The following is an 18,981-nucleotide window of genomic DNA, read 5'->3' as shown; positions in this document are numbered from 1 at the left end:
CGTTTCAATGCGCTGGTTGCTTGCCCTGTTCTGCCTGTCGTTCGTTACCGTCTCCCAAGCGTCCTTCGTGACCACCGTGACGCCTGCGAATACCCCGCTCATCGAGAAAGTCCTGGTGCTCAAATCGGCGCATCAACTGCAACTGATCGCTGACGGCAAGCCGCTGAAAACCTATCGCATCTCTCTGGGCAAAGGCGCTAAAAAAGGTCCGAAACTGATTGAAGGCGACAAACGCACACCGGAAGGTTTCTATTGGATCGACTGGCGCAAGACCAGCGACAAATTCAATCTGTCGATGCACATTTCCTACCCGAACATCAGCGACTCGGCCCGCGCCCGGCGTGAAGGCGTCGAGCCTGGCGGGATGATCATGATCCATGGCACGCCGGATTCGGAAGAAACCCCGGAAGACCTGTTCCACACCCTCGACTGGACTGACGGCTGCGTCGCCATGCGTAACGTCGACATGCGCGAAGTATGGAATCTGGTGCCGGACGGCACGATGGTCGAAATCCGCCCTTAACTTCCTCACGACCATTGGTCGGCATTAAAAAATAAATCAAAAAGATCGCAGCCTGCGGCAGCGCCTACAAGGGTGATACCACTCTCAACTGTAGGAGCTGCCGCAGGCTGCGATCTTTTGCTTTTCCTAGTCCAGCACTAATACCACTTGAAACCACACCCCCTGAATACCGCCAATTCATTAGACATGGCGCTGTTTCATCGCGTTGACATGGTATTCAAGTGGTATTAATTTCCGCCCCACAAGCGAGCCACAACAATCCTATACTCGCGACGGAAATGCCCTACATGAACGACCTCCACGCCCTACGTCCCGATGACTCCCAGCCGACGCCGCTGTACCTGCAACTGGCACGCAACCTGGAAGCTGCGATTCATGCCGGACAGTGGAAATCCGAGCAGGCGATGCCCTCGGAACGCAATCTCTGCGAGCAACTGGGCATTTCCCGAGTGACTGCACGCAAGGCACTGGAAGTCCTCCTTGATCAAGGCCTGATCCGTCGCCTGCAAGGTTCCGGGACCTTCATCACCCCACGCCTCGAACAACCGCTGTCGCGCCTCTCCGGATTCAGCGAGATGCTGCGTTTGAAGGGTTTCGTGCCTAGCTCGAAATGGCTAGAGCGCGAAATCACCCTGCCGACCCACGAAGAACTGATCCGCCTCAGCCTGTCGCCGAACGACAAGGTCGCGCGCATGAAGCGTCTGCGCAAAGCCGATGACACCGTTATGGCCATCGAAATGAGCACCCTGCCCGCCTCGATCATGCCCAAGCCGCAACTGGTCGGCGATTCGCTCTACGAATACCTCGACGGCATCGGCAAACCGATCGTCCGCGCCTTGCAGCACATCCAGGCAATCAACGCCTCGGACGAGTTCGCCGCACTGGTCGGCATCGCCCCCGGCACTGCGATGCTGCTGATGACTCGCGTCGGCTACCTGGAAGACAACACACCGATCGAAGTCACCGACACCTATTGCCGTAACGACTATTACGACTTTGTTGCAGAGCTGCGCCGCTAGGCGGCCCAAAGCGAGAATCAAAATGTCCGAAGACAACATCCTCACCGCCAGCGGCTGGGTTCGCGGCCGGCTGATCCACGAACACGGCAAAGTCGTGTCGATCGAAGGCGTGCCCTGCGATCCGGCGAGTAATGACTTGCCGTATCTGCTGCCGGGCTTCATCGACCTGCACGTCCATGGCGGCGGCGGCAAAGACATCATGGAAGGCGCCAGCGCCTTCGAAACCATCACCAGAACCCACGTGCGTTTCGGCACCACCTCGCTGCTGGCCACCACCATGACCGCGCCGAGTGCCGAGATCTCCAGCGTTTTGAAAGAAGTCGGAGCATTCTGCGAGCAGCGTCCGAAAGGTACCGCGCGGGTCCTCGGCGTGCACCTCGAAGGCCCGTATATCAACCCCGGCAAACTCGGCGCGCAACCGAATTTCGCCCACACCGCGTTGATGGCCGAAGTCGAAGAATACCTGGCGCTGGCACCGATCCGCGTGATCACCATCGCCCCGGAAATCGCCGGTCATGACGGTTTGATCCGAGAGCTGAGCAGCCGTGGCGTGCGCATGCAGATCGGTCACACCCTCGGCAGTTACGAGGAAGGTGTCGCCGCGCTGGATGCCGGCGCCACCAGTTTCACCCACCTCTACAACGCCATGAGCCCGTTGCATCACCGCGAGCCGGGCATCGTCGGCGCCGCATTGGCTCACGCCAAATACGCCGAGCTGATTCCGGATTTGCTGCACGTGCATCCCGGCGCGATTCGCGTGGCTCTGCGCTCGATCCCGTGCCTGTATTGCGTCACCGATTCGACCGCTGCCGCCGGCATGCCCGACGGTGAATACAAGCTCGGCAGCCACACGGTGACCAAATGCCTGGGCGGCGTACGCCTGCCCGACGGCACCCTGGCCGGCAGCACGCTGACCATGGATCAGGCCCTGCGCAATCTGGTGAAGATCGGTTTGCCGATCAGCGAGGCCTCGCAACGTCTTTCACAATTCCCCGCCGACTACCTCGGCATTACTGAACGCGGGCGTCTGCAACCGGGGGCCTGGGCCGACTGCGTGCGGCTCGATCGCTCACTCACACTGACCGCCGTCATGGTCGAAGGAGAAGACATTGACTTCAAAAATGCTTGAGGAGGCGCTGTCCTCGTTCGAGGCCGTGCAAGCCCAACTGCAACAGCTCGACCCGCAAATGATCGAGATCGCCGGGCGCCTGCGCCGTCAGCCACCACAAGTGGCGATGACCGTTGCGCGCGGCAGCTCCGACCACGCGGCGAGCTACTTCGCCTACCTGACCATGCAGCAACTGGGTGTGCCGGTGGCGTCGTTGCCGATGTCGGTGGTGACCATGCAGCAGGCGCCGTTGAAGGTCAGCGGTCAGGTCGCGTTCGCGTTCTCGCAGTCGGGACAGAGCCCGGATCTGGTCAACAGCCTGCGTCTGTTGCGCAAGCGTGGCGCGCTCAGTGTGTCGATGGTCAACGCTGCCGATTCACCACTGGAAGCTGCCTGTGAATTCAGCGTGCCGCTGCTCGCGGGTACTGAAAGCAGCGTCGCTGCGACCAAGAGTTTTATCGCCACCCTCAGCGCCAGCGCCCGGTTGATCGCGCACTGGAAAGAGGACAGCGAATTGCTCGAAGCCGGCAACGCCCTGCCCGAAGGCCTGCGCGAAGCAGCGAAACAGGACTGGAGCGTGGCCATCGAAGCGCTGCGCGATTGCGAGCGTTTGATGGTCATCGGCCGTGGTGCCGGTTTCGCCATCGCTCAAGAGGCCGCGCTGAAATTCAAGGAAACCTCGGCAATTCAGGCCGAAGCCTTCAGCAGCGCCGAAGTCCGTCACGGCCCGATGGCACTGATCGACGAACACTATCCGCTGCTGGTCTTCGCCCCACGCGGCGCCGAACAGGCTGGTCTGTTGAGTCTGGCGGCAGAAATGCGTCAACGCGGCGCCCGCGTGTTGCTGGCCGCGCCGGACGACGTGAGCGAACGCGATCTGACCCTGACCCGCGCCGAGCACCCGGCCCTCGATCCGATTCTGGCAATTCAGAGTTTCTATGTGATGGCTGCCGGTCTGGCCGTGGCCCGTGGCATGGACCCGGATCAGCCGCGCCACCTGAGCAAAGTGACCCGCACGCACTAATTGAAGCAAGCCTGTAGGAGCTGCCGAAGGCTGCGATCTTTTGATTTTGATCCAAAAAAACAAGATCAAAAGATCGCAGCCTTCGGCAGCTCCTACAGGGACATCGAACCGAGATTTAACCGATGAGACCGAGCCATGCACAACAACAATAAAGAGCTGACCCTCAGCGCCCCGCTCAGCGGCCCGGTGCTCACGCTCGCCAAAGTCCCGGACGCGGTGTTCGCCAGCGGCGCGATGGGCGATGGCATTGCCATCGATCCGATCAACGACACGCTGTATTCGCCGTGCGCCGGGGTGATCATCCATGTCGCGCGCACCGGCCACGCCCTCACCGTGCGTGCCGACAACGGTGCGGAAATCCTTTTGCATCTGGGTCTCGACACCGTTGAACTGAACGGCGAAGGCTTTTCGATGCTGGTCAAGGATGGCACGCGCGTCAGCAAGGGCCAGCCGTTGCTGCGCTATGACCTCGACAAGGTCGGCCAGCAATGCAAAAGCCTGGTCAGCCTGTTGATCCTGACCAACAGCCAGGATTTCCAGGTACGGCCGATCACGTTGAAAGCGGTGAAAGTCGGCGAGCCGCTGCTGCACATTGTGGCGCGCAACGGTTCGGCAGCGCACGCTGAAGTCGTCGGCGGGCCCGAGGTTCATGGTCATGTACTGGTGGCTCATCGCGGTGGTTTGCATGCGCGCCCTGCCGCGCTGATTCGGCAGACTGCGCAAGGTTTCAAGAGCCAGTCGCAACTGCACTTCGCCGGCAAATCGGCACCGTGCAACAGCCTGATCGGTCTGATGGGCCTGGCGGTTGGCGAGCAGGATGAAGTGCAGGTCAGCTGTCAGGGGCCGGATGCCGAAGCGGCGCTGCAGGCGTTGCTAACGGCGTTGGCCACGGCGCTGCCGGATGATCATCACTCTGCTGCGCCGATCCATGTTGCGCCTCTTAAACGTCCGGCCGAAGCAGGTGTGTTGCACGGTGTCTGCGCCGCGCCGGGATTGGTTGGCGGGCCACTGTTTCGCTTGAACGCGATCAGTTTGCCGGTGGATGCGGGCAATCACGATTCGCTGCAACAACAGCAGGTGCTTGAAGCTGCACTGATTCAAGTGCGCAGCGAAATCGACGGCACCCTCACCCAAGCGAAAAAGCACAAGAACACTGATGAAGAAGCAATCTTCGCCGCGCATTTGGCACTGCTGGAAGACCCGGCACTGCTCGATGCCGCGCAGCAATCCATTGAACAAGGCACTGCGGCGACTCACGCCTGGAGCCAGTCGATCGATGTGCAGTGCGAAGTCCTGCAACACACCGGCAGCGCACTGTTGGCGGAACGCGCCAACGATCTGCGCGACCTCAAACAACGCGTGCTGCGCGCGTTGCTCGGTGAGGCCTGGCATTACGATGTGCCGGCCGGCGCCATTGTTGCTGCACATGAGCTGACGCCATCGGATCTGCTGCAACTAAGCGCTCAAGGTGTCGCCGGGTTGTGCATGGCCGAGGGTGGCGCGACTTCACATGTGGCGATTCTGGCGCGCGGTAAAGGCTTGCCGTGCATGGTGGCGCTGGGTTCGACGCTGCTTGATCAGCCGCAAGGTCAATCGGTCGTGCTCGATGCCGACGGCGGTCGCCTGGAACTGACCCCCAACGCTGAACGTCTGGCCGAAGTGCAACAGGCGCAAATCGACCGCCAACAACGCCGCGACGCGCAACAAGCCAAGGCCCATTTGCCGGCCGAAACGCGAAATGGCGTGCACATCGAAGTCGTCGCCAATGTCGCCTCCAGCAGTGAAGCGGCGGACGCCTTCGCCAACGGTGCCGATGGTGTTGGCTTGCTGCGCACTGAGTTTTTGTTCGTCGATCGCCAGACCGCCCCGGACGTCGAAGAACAGCGTGCTGCCTATCAAGGCGTGCTGGATGCAATGGGCGATCACTCGGTAATCATCCGCACCATCGACGTCGGCGGCGACAAGCAACTCGATTACCTGCCGCTGCCGATCGAAGCCAACCCGGTGCTCGGTTTGCGTGGCATTCGTCTGGCTCAGGCGCGTCCGGAAATCCTCGATCAACAATTGCGCGCACTGCTGCAAGTCAGCCCGCTGCACCGCTGCCGGATCCTGCTGCCGATGGTCACCGAAGTGGATGAGCTGCTGCACATCCGCCAGCGCGTCGATGCGTTGTGCATCGAACTGGGTGTGACTCAGCGCCCGGAAATCGGCGTGATGATCGAAGTCCCCGCCGCCGCGCTGCAAGCCGAACAACTGGCCGAACACGCCGACTTCCTCTCGATCGGCACCAACGACCTGTCGCAATACACCCTGGCCATGGATCGCGATCACGCAGGTTTGGCAGCCCGCGTCGATGCCTTGCATCCGGCGCTGCTGCGTTTGATCGCCATGACCTGCGAAGGCGCGGCGGTGCACAAGCGCTGGGTCGGCGTCTGCGGCGCCCTCGCCTCCGACCCGCTCGCCACGCCCGTGCTGATCGGTCTGGGCGTCACCGAACTCTCCGTCAGCCCGGTGCAGATCGGCGAAATCAAGGATCGCGTGCGCCAGGTCCACGAAGCCGAATGTCAGCGCCTCAGCCGCGACCTGCTCAAGCTGAGCAGCGCCGCCGCCGTCCGTCACGCCTGCCACCAGCATTGGCCGCTGCCCTAACAACAAGCTCTCTATAAAGAGCCGGGAGAACCACCATGTACCAACTCTTCATCGAAGGCCTGCAACGCCTCGGCCGCGCGCTGATGCTGCCGATCGCGATCCTGCCGATTGCCGGCCTGTTGCTGCGTCTGGGTGACACTGACCTTTTGAACATCGCGATCATCCACGACGCCGGCCAAGTGATCTTCGCCAACCTGGCGATGATCTTCGCCATCGGTATCGCCGTCGGTTTCGCCAAGGACAACAACGGCACCGCCGGCCTGGCCGGGGTGATCGGTTATCTGGTGATGATCTCCACGCTCAAGGTGCTCGATGCGAGCATCAACATGGGCATGCTCGCCGGGATCGTCAGCGGCCTGATGGCCGGCGCGCTGTACAACCGCTTCAAGGACATCAAGTTGCCGGAGTACCTGGCATTCTTCGGCGGCCGACGGTTCGTGCCGATTGTCACCGGGTTCGCGGCGGTGGGTCTAGGCGTGGTGTTCGGCTACATCTGGCCGCCAATCCAGCACGGCATCAACGCCTTTGGCGCCTTGATGATGGAAAGCGGCAGCATCGGTGCGTTCGTGTTTGGCGTGTTCAACCGCCTGCTGATCGTGACGGGCCTGCACCACATCCTCAACAACATGGCGTGGTTCGTGTTCGGCAACTTCACCGACCCAACCACCGGGGCTCTGGTCACGGGTGACCTGTCGCGCTACTTCGCTGGCGATCCAAAGGGTGGCCAGTTCATGACCGGCATGTTCCCGATGATGATCTTCGGCCTGCCGGCGGCGTGTCTGGCGATGTACCGCAATGCGCTGCCGGAACGCCGCAAGGTCATGGGCGGGATCTTCCTGTCGATGGCGCTGACTTCGTTTTTGACCGGGGTGACCGAGCCGATTGAATTCGCCTTCATGTTTCTGGCGCCGCTGTTGTACCTGCTGCATGCGCTGCTGACCGGGTTGTCGATGGCGATTACCAATGCGTTGAACATTCACCTCGGTTTCACCTTCTCCGGTGGTTTTATCGACATGGTGCTGGGCTGGGGGCGTTCGACCAATGGCTGGTTGGTGATCCCGGTCGGGCTGGCCTATGCCGTGGTGTATTACGCGGTGTTTGATTTCTGTATCCGTCGCTTCAATCTGAAGACGCCGGGGCGCGAAGATGTGGCGGTGAGTGAAAAAACCGTGCTCACGGAAAACCAACGCGCCAGTGCTTACATCAAGGCATTGGGCGGAGCAGAGAATTTGCTCACTGTCGGCGCGTGCACCACGCGGTTGCGCCTGGAGATGATCGATCGCAACAAGGCGTCGGATGCGGATCTGAAAGCGCTAGGTGCGATGGCAGTTGTTCGCCCGGGCAAAGGCGGGAGCTTGCAGGTTGTTGTCGGGCCGATGGCGGACAGCATTGCGGATGAGATTCGCCTGGCGATGCCATCTCTGGGACGTACCGTTCAGGTTGAAACCGCTGTTGTTGCTGATGAGCCAAAAGCCATTGGGATTGCCGGTTCCGAGGCGCAGCAATGGCTGACCGCGTTGGGCGGTGGCGACAATGTGCTGCAACTGGACTGCATCGCGATGACGCGAATTCGCCTGCAATTGGCGAACGGCAAAGCATTGTCTGAAGCACAGTTGAAAGAGTTGGGGTGTCAGGGCGTCAGCCAGCTGGAGGGTGGAGTCTGGCATTTGCTGGTCGGGGACAAGGCGGCGAGTTTGAGTGGGGCGCTGGACAGCCTGATCAATCGCAGCGAAGTCAGCGCCAAGGTCTGACCTGCCATAGCCTCCGTGCAGGAGCTGCCGCAGGCTGCGATCTTTTGACTCTGTTTTTTGGCAGTCAAAAGAAAGATCAAAAGATCGCAGCCTCGTTGCACTCGACAGCTCCTGCAAGAAGTATGAATCACCCTTTGTAATCTGAACCTGTCAACTGTCAGGTCTGACAGTTGACCGACCTTCATGAGGCCATTACGTTAAAAGAATCAGGCCGTTTCAACGCCGTAGCCTTGATGTTCCGACACTGACTGACGGAGGTCTGCAACATGGCAAAGAAAATGACTGATGCAGAGCAGCGTGCGCACCTAGAGGAAAAATATCGGGAGCTTGATCTAGATGGTGACGGCAGCATTACTCTTGAAGAGTTCAGCAAAAATACCCAGGGATTCGCAAAGGAACTCAGAAGGGAAGTTTGGGAATCCTTCAATTTGAACAGGGATGATGGCCTGGATCTGGACGAATACCTCGCTAGCCAAGTTGTAAAACCAAATTGAGCCTTACCGGCTGATTTGAAAAACCCGGTCAATACCGGGTTTTTCGTTTATCAGGTTTGTGGATCGACTCGATCCAGCACCAGGCCTACGGCGGCCTCGCTGGCGTTCTTCAATACATATGTACCACCATCACCTCTGCCACCCTCGCCATGCTGAAGACTCTTCCCACCAGCATGGAGGCTGTGCCGATGAGCACTTCCACTGTAGCCACGCCCGCCGAGATCAGTAACGATCTCAATCAGATCGGCCATCATCTTTTCAATATCGAAACCCCGCTGCTGCCTGAACATTCACCGACGGCCGAGCAGGCTTACCTGAAACGCCTGAACGAACAGCTGAAAACTTACCGCCAGAACTTCCTGCAGCGTAGTCGCGAGCTTTATCAGGCGCTGGAAACCACTGACCTGCACAGCGAAGAAGGAAAGAAGCTGATCGCGACACTGAAAATCAAGCTCGACACGCAATTGATCAATATGGATCTTCGCGATCTGATCGACGACAAACCCGCCAGAACGTTCTTGAAGAACGACGCCGGCTCCACCGCCATCGGCCACGAGGCACGACAGGCCGTCAAGGATCGCCTGCTACCGCCGGAAGCCGGCGTGCTTCTGGAAAAAACGGCACTGGGACCGATGCTGCGTCCGGCCATGTACGCTTTGCAGTTCAGCTACCAGGATGTCACCGTCGAGCTGGCCGGTGCTTTTGTCATCACTGAAAAGGACAGCCACCGGGTCAGCGACCTGCTGACAGATCAGAGCGTCGGCTATGTTGTGTTGTTTACGCCGGCAAGAGGTGTCGAGTACTTCGACTCTCTGGCAGATCTCGATACTCAACTGCTTGAGTACTTCAAACAAAGCACCGGCTCTGGCGAATTCATGCGGATGCTGCCCACGCGCTATCACCATGTCGGCGCAGCCGGGATCTGGCCGTTGCAACTGTCGCCGATCGACAGCAAGCCACTGTTTGAACATACCTGCGATGTGCTGATCGATAAACGCACGCAGGATATCGAGCGCGCGTTGAGCTTCGACGACAATCCGCAACAAGACGCTACCCGGTTGCTCACGGCTCTCGACCGGGCCATTGCCGGAGCACTGCCGGATCTCGCGCAGCGTCTGGAACTGAAAGCGCAAACCTTGTTCGAACGCCACCTGCGTAACAGTGCTCCGGGCTGGTATCGCAGCGCCAGCACCACGAAGCAGACCGAGCTGGCGCAGCTGACAGGCAACTATCATCAGGCACGGCAAAAGCTGCTTGATCTGATGGGGCCGGTGGCCAGCCTGATGACGCTGGCCCGGCAGCAGTGGCTTGAGCGCCTCAGCGATGACCTGGAAATTGATGACCTGGAACCGCAAAACCTGCAGATCAGCACGCAACGTCGGGTCACCGGGTTTGGTGTCTTCAAGCACCAGCGCAACCTGCTCGATCTGTCCTTGCGCGGGCCGCATACCGGGGATGAATTGTCGGGTTCGGAGTTTCTCAGCTATACCACCCTCACTTACAACGACGCCCCCTTGCCGGAGTCGTACTCGGACGTGACGCCGGCATGGCTGGTCGAGCAAGCGCTGAGCCTGCAGCCTCGCATCGACTTCAATCACTTGCAGAAAGCAATGCAGGCGCGGCCTGTCATCAGACCCGCCATCGAGCACATGCTGGATCAACGGATCCTCGCGCTGGCGTATTCGGCTGTGCTGCAAGGCCATCTGCTCGAGAGTGATCTGCAACTGATCCGGGATTTGCGCAGCGGCAGCCACTCACGCCTGCGTGCTTCGACACTGTCCGTGCATGGCGCACAACTTCAGGATTTGTGGGTACTGCGGCAAAGCAACAGCACAGGCGCCATCACCCGGGTATTGCTCTGCACGCCACAAGCACCGCGAGAACGGCAGTTCCAGGCGTTTGCCAGCGAGCTCGAATGCCAGACGCACATTCTGGGTTGGGCCAGCCACAGCGATGATGCCGACAGCATGGCCGGGTATCTGATCAGCCGTGCACCGATGCGTTTTCGCCAAAACCTGCACAAAGTGCTCTCAGGTCTGAGTCTCAAACCTGAGGACCACGAGTATAAAAAGGTCACCTTCGAAAACACCGGCAACCATGTCGTCTGCCTGCGGGCGATGGCGGATCACGTGTTGGCCACGCGGCTCGACGACTATGACTTCAGCACACCGGCATGGTATCGCTCGGCCACGGCAGCCAACCGCAGAAAGCTGTCGACACTGACCGAAGAGGCCGAGGGCGCGTTGCAGGCATTCGACAAACACGAGTTATCGGATAGTCGCTTTCCGACGTTTGAAGCCTTCCTGCATGAGCAAGCCAAAAAAAGTCTGAACCGAGTGCTCAAACGCCCGGCCAACGATGTTGATCCGGACACAGTCTGGGCCTACTCGCCCCTCTCTATGGTGCGTTCATCGACACCGGAACCGCAGAATTATACCCAGCTGTACCGCGATGGGTATGCTGACGGGGTCGGCTTTCTCGATGAAAAATTTTCCCGCTCGGCGCGTTTCAAAGGTCCGCCGGATGTCGATATCAGCAACCTGACTGCGCAGAATGTCGCACGCTCAGTCACCGGGGTCTGGATCGGTGATCAGTACACCACCAAAGTCAAAAACGACCTGCAAAGCCCTGCCAGCAGAGGCTACGATTTCAGGCGCAACACCACGCTGGCCATTACCCAGCGCCAGATGAAAAGCGCGGCGCTGGAGTGCCGTCTGCAAGGCCACATTGCCAGTAGCGATCTGGCATGGCTTGAGCAGAGCATCGACAGCATGGGGGACGCATCGAAGCAGAGGCAAACGAGATACCCGATCCACCGACTGATGGTCGACGGCGAATGGGTGCTCGACAACTGGCTGTTCAGCCATGAAAAAAATCCGGTGCTGCTCTATACCCCCGGCGCCCCCGATGGCGTCGGCTTTCGCGAAGCCAGACTGTTCAATTATCTGCTGAAACAGCAGGACGGTATGGTCGAATACCTCACCCGGCGGGTAGGCGTTCAATCCCAGACGAAGATTCGCAACTACCTTGAAACCGCCAAAAACAAATTGCCCAAGGACCTCGACAGAACCACCTCCAGCACTGCATGTTACGACTCGACCCACGCGGTGGTACCCGTCAGCGACCTGCGCCAGGGTTTGTACAACATGAAATTGCAGCGCAAGATCGACGACGTCAAGGCCACGACGAAAAGCCGTGCCGAGATGATCTCCGGTCTGGCCTGGATGTGCGTCGAATGGTTCACCGCCATCGCCACTGCACCCTTTCCACTGCTGAGTCTGAGCACCGGTCTGTTGCTGGCATTCAAGGACGCCATGCTCGCCCTGCACGCCTATCGTCACGGTGAAAGCAGCGAGGCGCTCAAGCATTTTCTCGGCTATCTGTTCAACAGTACAGGCGCGCTACTGACCGACCTGCGCCCCGCCCTTCGCTCGCTCAACCCCGTCAACCGTCGTTTACGCCTGAGCGCCGGCAGCGTGGACAGCACCAGCACCAGCACCACCAGCGTCGACACCATCGGCAGTACCGTTAGTACCGGCAGCGTCCGCAAAGAACAAGCGCGTGTCATGACCCTGGTTAATCAACTTGAGCCCAACCCGCTGACGTCGGACATGCGACCGGTGGTCTACAGAGGCCAGTCCCTTTGGGCATCAAACAAGACCGACGCCATCGGTCGATATTTGCTGCATCGCCGCGACCCTGAAACCGGCAGATTTCTATCGACCGCCATTCTGGCCGAACCCAACTCCGACGGTGTGATGGTGCGCAGTGGCATTTCCGGCGGTGCGCCGAAATACGAGCAAGTGCATGAGACGCCCGGCCCGCACAAGGACTATGGCATGCCGCCGAAATACCGGGACCGTATCGAGACGATGATGAACCCGCAAACCAGAGAAGACATCCTCATGCGCAGCCAGGATTACGTGGGCGACTCGCCGCAATTGGCAATCGTCGGAGTGATCGAACAACTGGCCTCCACTCGCAAGGTCTACCTGGAAAAGGTCGAACAACTGACCCGGGATGCAGGGCTTCACTTTGCCGGCATGCGTTTGCCCGCGCGCGGCAGCGTACCTGTCGTCGAGCCCGGCACGACATTTCCACAATTGATCGCGAGCGACACGTTTGCCGGCAAAAATCTGGTCATCGGTGCGCTGCCAGAATCCACCGCCAGCAAACAGACCCTGATCACCCATATGGATGCGCTGGTCGACAGTGGCTTCAAGCGCATCTATGTCGAATACCTACCGGGTGACGTCTTCCATCTCAAACTGGAAAAATTCAACAAGGGTAAATCCTGGCGCCACATCAAACGCCATCTGAAGGCCGTCGATAAGGCCCTGGGCCACGGACCCGACGCGCCATTCTCTTACGTGGCCCTGGTGCGCACGGCTCGGGAGAAGGGTTTGAAAGTCAAAGCACTGGACGCGTCTACCAGTTACAAGGTGGACAGCGCCCTGGTGCTGGCCGACGTCTCGCCCTTGACCCCCCGTGGTAACGAAATCAGAAATTTCTACTCGTCCAAGACCCTTGCCGCCGATATTGCCGATGCACCTGAAGAGCGCTGGATCGTCATGACTGACCAGACGCGTATGAACACGTTTGAAAGTACGCCGGGGCTGGCCGACCTGCACGACGCCGTCGCTATTCGCATCGAGGATCTCGCGCCGGGTCAGCCAGCACGCATCGGCGTGGATACACCTGGCAATATCGCCGGCGATACAGCGGCCAAGGGCGATTATCATGTGGCACTGCCCACGTCACACAAGATCCGTCAGACATTGCTTCAATCACCAGAGACTGCAGGCCCCAGCACCTCGCACTTCAGTGAATTCGACGTACCGACGTCGATGCGTGACGATATTGTTCAAATGCGCAGGGAGCGCTACTCATTGGACCCCCGCTACCGTCCGCCTGGAAAAGCGCAGGGGGAGGCATACGATGCCTTTATGGCCAGTCGTGCACGTTTGGAGAAGGTGGCGAGAGACGCTTTCACCGACTTTACGCCACCACCCGCCGTCACGTTGCCACAGGTTGTCGATGGCAGCAATTTCACCGTTTTTTCCAAACAAATGGCCGACGATGGCTTGAACCTGTTGATCGGTGAGGGGCATGCCCATGTATCAAGCAAGGCGCTGCTCAAAGCCTACATGAAGGGGCTCAAGAAGGCCGGGTACAAAACACTGTACATGGAGCACCTGATGACCGATCTGCACCAGGTCGACCTGGATCTTTTTGTTCGCACCCAGCGTATGCCCGAGCGACTCAAAACCTTCCTGAGGGAACAGGACAGCGGCCACATGCCTTTCTACATCGGTAACGATACCTATACAGAGGTGGTTCAGGCCGCCGCCAAATACGAAATACGTATCAGGGCACTCGATTGCACCGCCAGCTACCATCTCAAAGGTCTGAATGACCCGGACCTGTCACGAAACGAGATGTTCAGCTATTTCGCCACCCAAGTCATCGAGGCCGATCAACTGGCGAACGGACCGCACAAATGGGTCGCCCTGATTGGCAGTGCGCACACCAATTACAACCTTGGCGTGCCTGGCCTGGCCGAGACGCTCGGAGCCGTGGGTGTCCATGTGCGTGATACCGCTCCTGAACTGGCCCGCGGTATCCGTCGCGGGGTATGGGAAGTCACGGAGCCTGGTTCCAGTCCTGCTACCCGTGCTTTACGTGCTGACTTCACGATGGAAGTCGCTGTTCCCGGAACCAGCAGGCCCGCGCCGGTTGTATCTCCCGATCGGAGCAAGTTGACCGAGTCCGGACACTTCCTGATCGAACGCCCCGGCACGGCCGAAACCAGGCTGGTGCACAAGTCAAACACCGGCGACATTGTCACCACGCCAATCCAGGTGGATGACAAAGGCTTGTTTTACATTGATCGGTGGGGCAAGAAAGATCTGCGCTTCAAATATTTGCAGAAGCTGATCGATATGCTTGAAGAAGACAAGAATTTGACCGCCGTCGGATAAAAGCTACCCGCAACAAAAAACCCGCTGAGATCACTCTCAGCGGGTTTCATGTTTCAGCAGCAAGGAAGATCAGAAATCTTCCAGCCGCCACACTTCATAAGCGGGCGTCTCGTAGGGATGGCTCAACTTGAGCGCCGCCACAACGGCAACGATCAACTCATCCGCCACCACCAGCTCAACCTTCCATTCCTCAACCCGCTCGATCTGCCCCGCCTCTCCAATAAACGGCTGACTACCGTCCAAAGGTCGAAACTGGCCCAGACCGAGCACCTGCCACGCACAGTGGTCATAGTCACCGATCCGCCCACCACCGGCAGCGAACACAGCGCTTTTGACCACTTCGACATGACTGTCAGGAACAAAAAAACCGAGCTTGTACACAGGCCTTAGTTCACCCAGACGCGCGCATTACGGAACATACGCATCCAAGGTGCATCTTCGTTCCAGTCTTCCGAACGCCACGAGTTCTGCACGGCACGGAACACACGCTCCGGGTGCGGCATCATGATCGTCACACGGCCATCACGGCTGGTGAGACCGGTAATCCCGCGCGGCGAGCCGTTCGGGTTGGCCGGATAACGCTCGGTGACCTTGCCGTGGTTGTCGACGAAACGCATCGCCACGCAACCCGACAGATCGGCTTCCAGCAGTGCCTCTTCGCTGGAGAACTCGGCGTGACCTTCACCGTGAGCAATGGCGATCGGCATACGCGAACCGGCCATGCCCTGCAGGAAGATCGAGTTCGATTCCTGGATCTGCACCATCGCCACACGGGCTTCGAACTGCTCAGAGCGGTTGCGCACGAAGTGCGGCCAGAACTCGCTACCCGGGATCAGCTCGTGCAGGTTGGACATCATCTGGCAACCGTTGCACACGCCGAGGGTGAAGCTGTCGTTACGCTCGAAGAAGCCCTGGAACGCATCGCGGGCGCGGCTGTTGAACAGTGCCGACTTGGCCCAGCCCTCACCGGCGCCGAGAACGTCGCCGTAGGAGAAACCACCGCACGCCACCAGACCTTTGAACTCGTTCAGGTCGACACGGCCAGCCAGAATGTCGCTCATGTGCACGTCGATCGCGTTGAAACCGGCGCGGTCGAACGCGGCAGCCATTTCCACCTGACCGTTGACGCCCTGCTCACGCAGCACGGCAACCTGAGGGCGGATGCCTTTCTTGATGTAAGGCGCGGCGATGTCCTGGTTGACGTCGTAGCTGAGCTTGACGCTCAGGCCCGGGTTGTCCTCTTCCAGCAGCACGTCGAACTCTTGCTCGGCGCAGTCGGCGTTGTCGCGCAGACGCTGGATCTGGTAGCTGGTTTCAGCCCAGGTACGTTGCAGCAGACGACGCTGGCCTTCGAACACGGTGTCACCGTTGAAGGTGATGTTGATCTGGCCATTGTTGATCGGCTGACCGATCACCGACACGCAGTCGCCCAGACCGGCCGCGCTGAATTGCGCGAGGATGTCTGGCGTGGCGTCCTGACGAACCTGGATCACTGCGCCCAGTTCTTCGTTGAACAGGATTGCAGCGATTTCCGCCGAGGACTCGGCAACGCTGTCCAGATTCAGGCTAAGACCGCAGTGACCGGCGAAGGCCATTTCCACTACAGAAGTCAGCAGACCACCGTCGGAACGGTCGTGGTAAGCCAGCAGGTGACCGTCGGCGTTGAGGCCCTGGATCACCGCGAAGAAGGCTTTCAGGTCTTCGGCGTCATCGACGTCCGGCGCGTGTTTGCCGAGTTTGCCGTGTGTCTGAGCAAGGATCGAAGCACCCATACGGTTCTGACCGCGACCGAGGTCGATCAGGATCAGGTCGGTGGTGCCCTTGTCCATGCGCAGTTCCGGGGTCAGGGTCTGACGGATGTCAGCCACTGGCGCGAAACCGGTCACGATCAGCGACATCGGCGAGGTCACGGTTTTTTCTTCGCCGTTATCGTTCCAGCGAGTGGCCATGGACATCGAGTCCTTGCCCACCGGAATGGTGATGCCCAGCTCAGGGCACAGTTCCATACCGACCGCTTTCACGGTGTCGTACAGACGCGCGTCTTCGCCCGGGTGCCCGGCAGCGGACATCCAGTTCGCCGACAGTTTGATGTCGGAGATCTTGTTGATGCGCGAAGCAGCAATGTTGGTCAGGGTTTCGCCGATGGCCATACGGCCCGACGCCGGAGCGTCCAGCAGTGCCAGCGGAGTGCGCTCGCCCATCGCCATTGCTTCACCGGTGTAAACGTCGAAGCTGGTGGCGGTGACGGCAACGTCGGCCACTGGAACCTGCCATGGGCCAACCATCTGGTCACGGGCCACAAGGCCGGTGATGGTGCGGTCGCCGATAGTGATCAGGAAGCTCTTGCTGGCCACGGCCGGGTGATGCAGAACGCGCTCGATGCTTTCGGTGATGTCGAGGTTCGACGGATCGAAGTCATCGCCCAGCTCGGCTTCGCGAACCACCGAACGGTGCATGCGCGGGGCTTTGCCCAGCAACACTTCCAGTGGCATGTCCACCGGGTTGTTGCCGAAGTGGCTGTCGGTCACGGTCAGTTGCGGCTCGGCGGTGGCTTCACCGACTACTGCAAACGGGCAACGCTCGCGTTCGCAGATCGCCTGGAAGCGCTCGAAGTCTTCAGGACCGACGGCCAGAACGTAACGTTCCTGGGATTCGTTGGACCAGATTTCGTGCGGGGCCATGCCCGGCTCGTCGTTTGGAATGTTGCGCAGTTCGAAACGGCCACCGCGGTCGCCGTCGTTGACCAGCTCAGGGAAGGCGTTGGACAGACCGCCCGCACCCACGTCGTGGATGAAGCTGATCGGGTTCTTGTCACCCAGTTGCCAGCAACGGTCGATGACTTCCTGGCAGCGACGCTCCATTTCAGGGTTTTCACGCTGTACGGAAGCGAAGTCGAGATCCGCCGAGCTGGTGCCGGTGGCCATCGAGGAAGCGGCGCCGCCGCCCAGACCGATGAGCATCGCCGGGCCGCCGAGGACGATCAGCTTGGAGCCGACCACGATCTCGCCCTTCTTGACGTGTTCTTCACGGATGTTGCCCATGCCGCCAGCCAGCATGATCGGCTTGTGGTAACCGCGAACTTCGTCACCGTGCGGGGTGGTGATCGACTGTTCGAAGGTACGGAAGTAGCCAGTCAGGGCCGGACGACCGAATTCGTTGTTGAACGCGGCGCCGCCGAGCGGGCCTTCGATCATGATGTCCAGCGCGGTGACGATGCGCTCAGGCTTGCCGTACGGCACTTCCCACGGCTGTTCGAAGCCCGGGATCTGCAGGTTGGAGACGGTGAAACCGGTCAGGCCAGCCTTTGGCTTGGCGCCGCGACCGGTTGCACCTTCGTCACGGATCTCGCCACCGGAACCGGTGGACGCGCCCGGGAACGGAGCGATCGCGGTCGGGTGGTTGTGGGTTTCAACCTTCATCAGGATGTGCACCGGCTCCTGCACCGCGCCGTACTGGCGGGTCTCAGGGTTCGGGAAGAAACGGCCGGCAACGTTGCCGACGATCACCGAGGCGTTGTCCTTATAAGCCGACAGAACGCCTTCGCTGTGCATCACGTAGGTGTTCTTGATCATGCCGAACAGGCTTTTTTCCTGGTTCTCGCCATCAATATCCCAACTGGCGTTGAAGATCTTGTGGCGGCAGTGCTCGGAGTTGGCCTGGGCGAACATCATCAGTTCGATGTCGTGCGGGTTGCGCTTGAGACCGTTGAAGGCGTTGACCAGATAGTCGATTTCGTCTTCAGCCAGGGCCAGGCCCAGCTCGGTGTTGGCTTTTTCCAGCGCGGCGCGACCGCCACCGAGGATGTCGATCGCGGTCAGCGGTTTCGGTTCGGCGTGGCTGAACAGACCGGCGGCCTGTTCGAGATTGGCCAGAACGATTTGCGTCATGCGGTCATGCAATACATCGGCAATCTGCTGGGCTTCGGCTTCGCTGAACTGACCGGCCACGTAGAACGCGATACCGCGCTCCAGACGCTGGATCTTGCTCAGGCCGCAGTTGCGGGCGATATCGCTGGCCTTGCTCGACCATGGCGAGATGGTGCCGAAACGCGGCAACACCAGAAACAGACGACCGGTCGGCTCTTGTACCGGAACGCTTGGACCGTACTTCAGAAGGCGCGCAAGCACCTGCTGTTCGTCGCCGGTCAGGACGCCGGTGACTTCGGCGAAGTGAGCGAATTCAGCATACAGGCCACTGACAGCTGGAACCTTCTGGCTCAGTTGCTCAAGGAGTTTGCTGTGGCGAAAGGCAGAAAGGGCAGGAGCGCCGCGCAGGATCAACATCTTCGGGACAGCCTCGGGAAGGGGTGTGCTTTGAGGCCGTGCATTCTAGCCTAAACCGCCCTCAACATCACCCGAAACGCTACGCACGGTTGCACTCGGACACCAATCTGTGTTTCTGCCTCGAGAGTCAGGTAAATCGACGATGTAAC

At 59.7% G+C, this 18,981-nt stretch carries 10 protein-coding genes; 8 read left to right on the top strand and 2 right to left on the bottom strand.

Annotation, left to right across the window (positions count from 1 at the left end; all coding sequences use genetic code 11):
• Positions 1–7: 7 nt before the first annotated feature.
• The 8 genes from M5G26_RS01075 (at position 8) to M5G26_RS01040 (ending at position 14,549) form a co-directional block, all read left to right on the top strand.
• Positions 8–523, top strand: a complete 516-nt coding sequence (locus M5G26_RS01075; protein WP_077571251.1) for a L,D-transpeptidase family protein — start codon at positions 8–10, stop codon at positions 521–523.
• 287 nt (positions 524–810) lie between these two features.
• Positions 811–1,542, top strand: a complete 732-nt coding sequence (locus M5G26_RS01070; RefSeq protein WP_371929227.1) for a GntR family transcriptional regulator — start codon at positions 811–813, stop codon at positions 1,540–1,542.
• A gap of 22 nt (positions 1,543–1,564) precedes the next feature.
• Positions 1,565–2,671, top strand: coding sequence for an N-acetylglucosamine-6-phosphate deacetylase (nagA, locus tag M5G26_RS01065; RefSeq protein WP_273914240.1), 1,107 nt, complete (start codon positions 1,565–1,567; stop codon positions 2,669–2,671).
• Positions 2,652–3,674, top strand: a complete 1,023-nt coding sequence (locus tag M5G26_RS01060) for an SIS domain-containing protein (RefSeq protein WP_110721222.1) — start codon at positions 2,652–2,654, stop codon at positions 3,672–3,674. Before nagA ends, M5G26_RS01060 begins: the two co-directional genes overlap by 20 nt.
• A gap of 135 nt (positions 3,675–3,809) precedes the next feature.
• Positions 3,810–6,323, top strand: a complete 2,514-nt coding sequence (ptsP, locus tag M5G26_RS01055; RefSeq protein ID WP_273914239.1) for a phosphoenolpyruvate--protein phosphotransferase — start codon at positions 3,810–3,812, stop codon at positions 6,321–6,323.
• Between the two features lie 35 nt (positions 6,324–6,358).
• The gene (nagE, locus tag M5G26_RS01050) at positions 6,359–8,074 is read left to right on the top strand and encodes an N-acetylglucosamine-specific PTS transporter subunit IIBC (protein WP_273914238.1); all 1,716 of its coding nucleotides are present in this window, start codon (positions 6,359–6,361) and stop codon (positions 8,072–8,074) included.
• A 266-nt stretch (positions 8,075–8,340) separates the two neighbouring features.
• Entirely contained in the window at positions 8,341–8,568 is a 228-nt protein-coding gene (locus M5G26_RS01045; protein WP_273914237.1) for an EF-hand domain-containing protein, read from the top strand.
• Between the two features lie 188 nt (positions 8,569–8,756).
• The gene (locus M5G26_RS01040) at positions 8,757–14,549 is read left to right on the top strand and encodes a membrane-targeted effector domain-containing toxin (RefSeq protein ID WP_273914236.1); all 5,793 of its coding nucleotides are present in this window, start codon (positions 8,757–8,759) and stop codon (positions 14,547–14,549) included.
• Positions 14,550–14,618: 69 nt separating this feature from the next.
• On the opposite strand, the gene M5G26_RS01035 is transcribed toward M5G26_RS01040, so the two are convergent.
• Together M5G26_RS01035 and purL are read right to left on the bottom strand one after the other, a co-directional pair.
• A complete protein-coding gene (locus M5G26_RS01035; protein WP_134174778.1) occupies positions 14,619–14,930 on the bottom strand; it encodes a Nif3-like dinuclear metal center hexameric protein in 312 nt (103 codons plus the stop codon).
• A 5-nt stretch (positions 14,931–14,935) separates the two neighbouring features.
• On the bottom strand, positions 14,936–18,832 hold the full coding sequence (gene purL, locus M5G26_RS01030) for a phosphoribosylformylglycinamidine synthase (RefSeq protein ID WP_150691928.1): 3,897 nt from the start codon (positions 18,830–18,832) through the stop codon (positions 14,936–14,938).
• Between the last annotated feature and the right edge of the window lie 149 nt (positions 18,833–18,981).

The organism is Pseudomonas sp. TNT2022 ID642, assembly GCF_028656995.1.
Classification (GTDB): Bacteria; Pseudomonadota; Gammaproteobacteria; order Pseudomonadales; family Pseudomonadaceae; genus Aquipseudomonas.
Note: the sequence above shows the minus strand (reverse complement) of the source record. Positions and strands in the feature narration are given on the sequence as shown.

Coding starts and splice junctions, on each gene's coding strand:
- purL (WP_150691928.1), bottom strand. CDS start 18,832: ATGTTGATCCTGCGCGGCGCTCCTGCCCTTTCTGCCTTTCGCCACAGC.
- M5G26_RS01045 (WP_273914237.1), top strand. CDS start 8,341: ATGGCAAAGAAAATGACTGATGCAGAGCAGCGTGCGCACCTAGAGGAA.
- M5G26_RS01070 (WP_371929227.1), top strand. CDS start 811: ATGAACGACCTCCACGCCCTACGTCCCGATGACTCCCAGCCGACGCCG.
- M5G26_RS01040 (WP_273914236.1), top strand. CDS start 8,757: ATGAGCACTTCCACTGTAGCCACGCCCGCCGAGATCAGTAACGATCTC.
- nagA (WP_273914240.1), top strand. CDS start 1,565: ATGTCCGAAGACAACATCCTCACCGCCAGCGGCTGGGTTCGCGGCCGG.
- M5G26_RS01075 (WP_077571251.1), top strand. CDS start 8: ATGCGCTGGTTGCTTGCCCTGTTCTGCCTGTCGTTCGTTACCGTCTCC.
- ptsP (WP_273914239.1), top strand. CDS start 3,810: ATGCACAACAACAATAAAGAGCTGACCCTCAGCGCCCCGCTCAGCGGC.
- nagE (WP_273914238.1), top strand. CDS start 6,359: ATGTACCAACTCTTCATCGAAGGCCTGCAACGCCTCGGCCGCGCGCTG.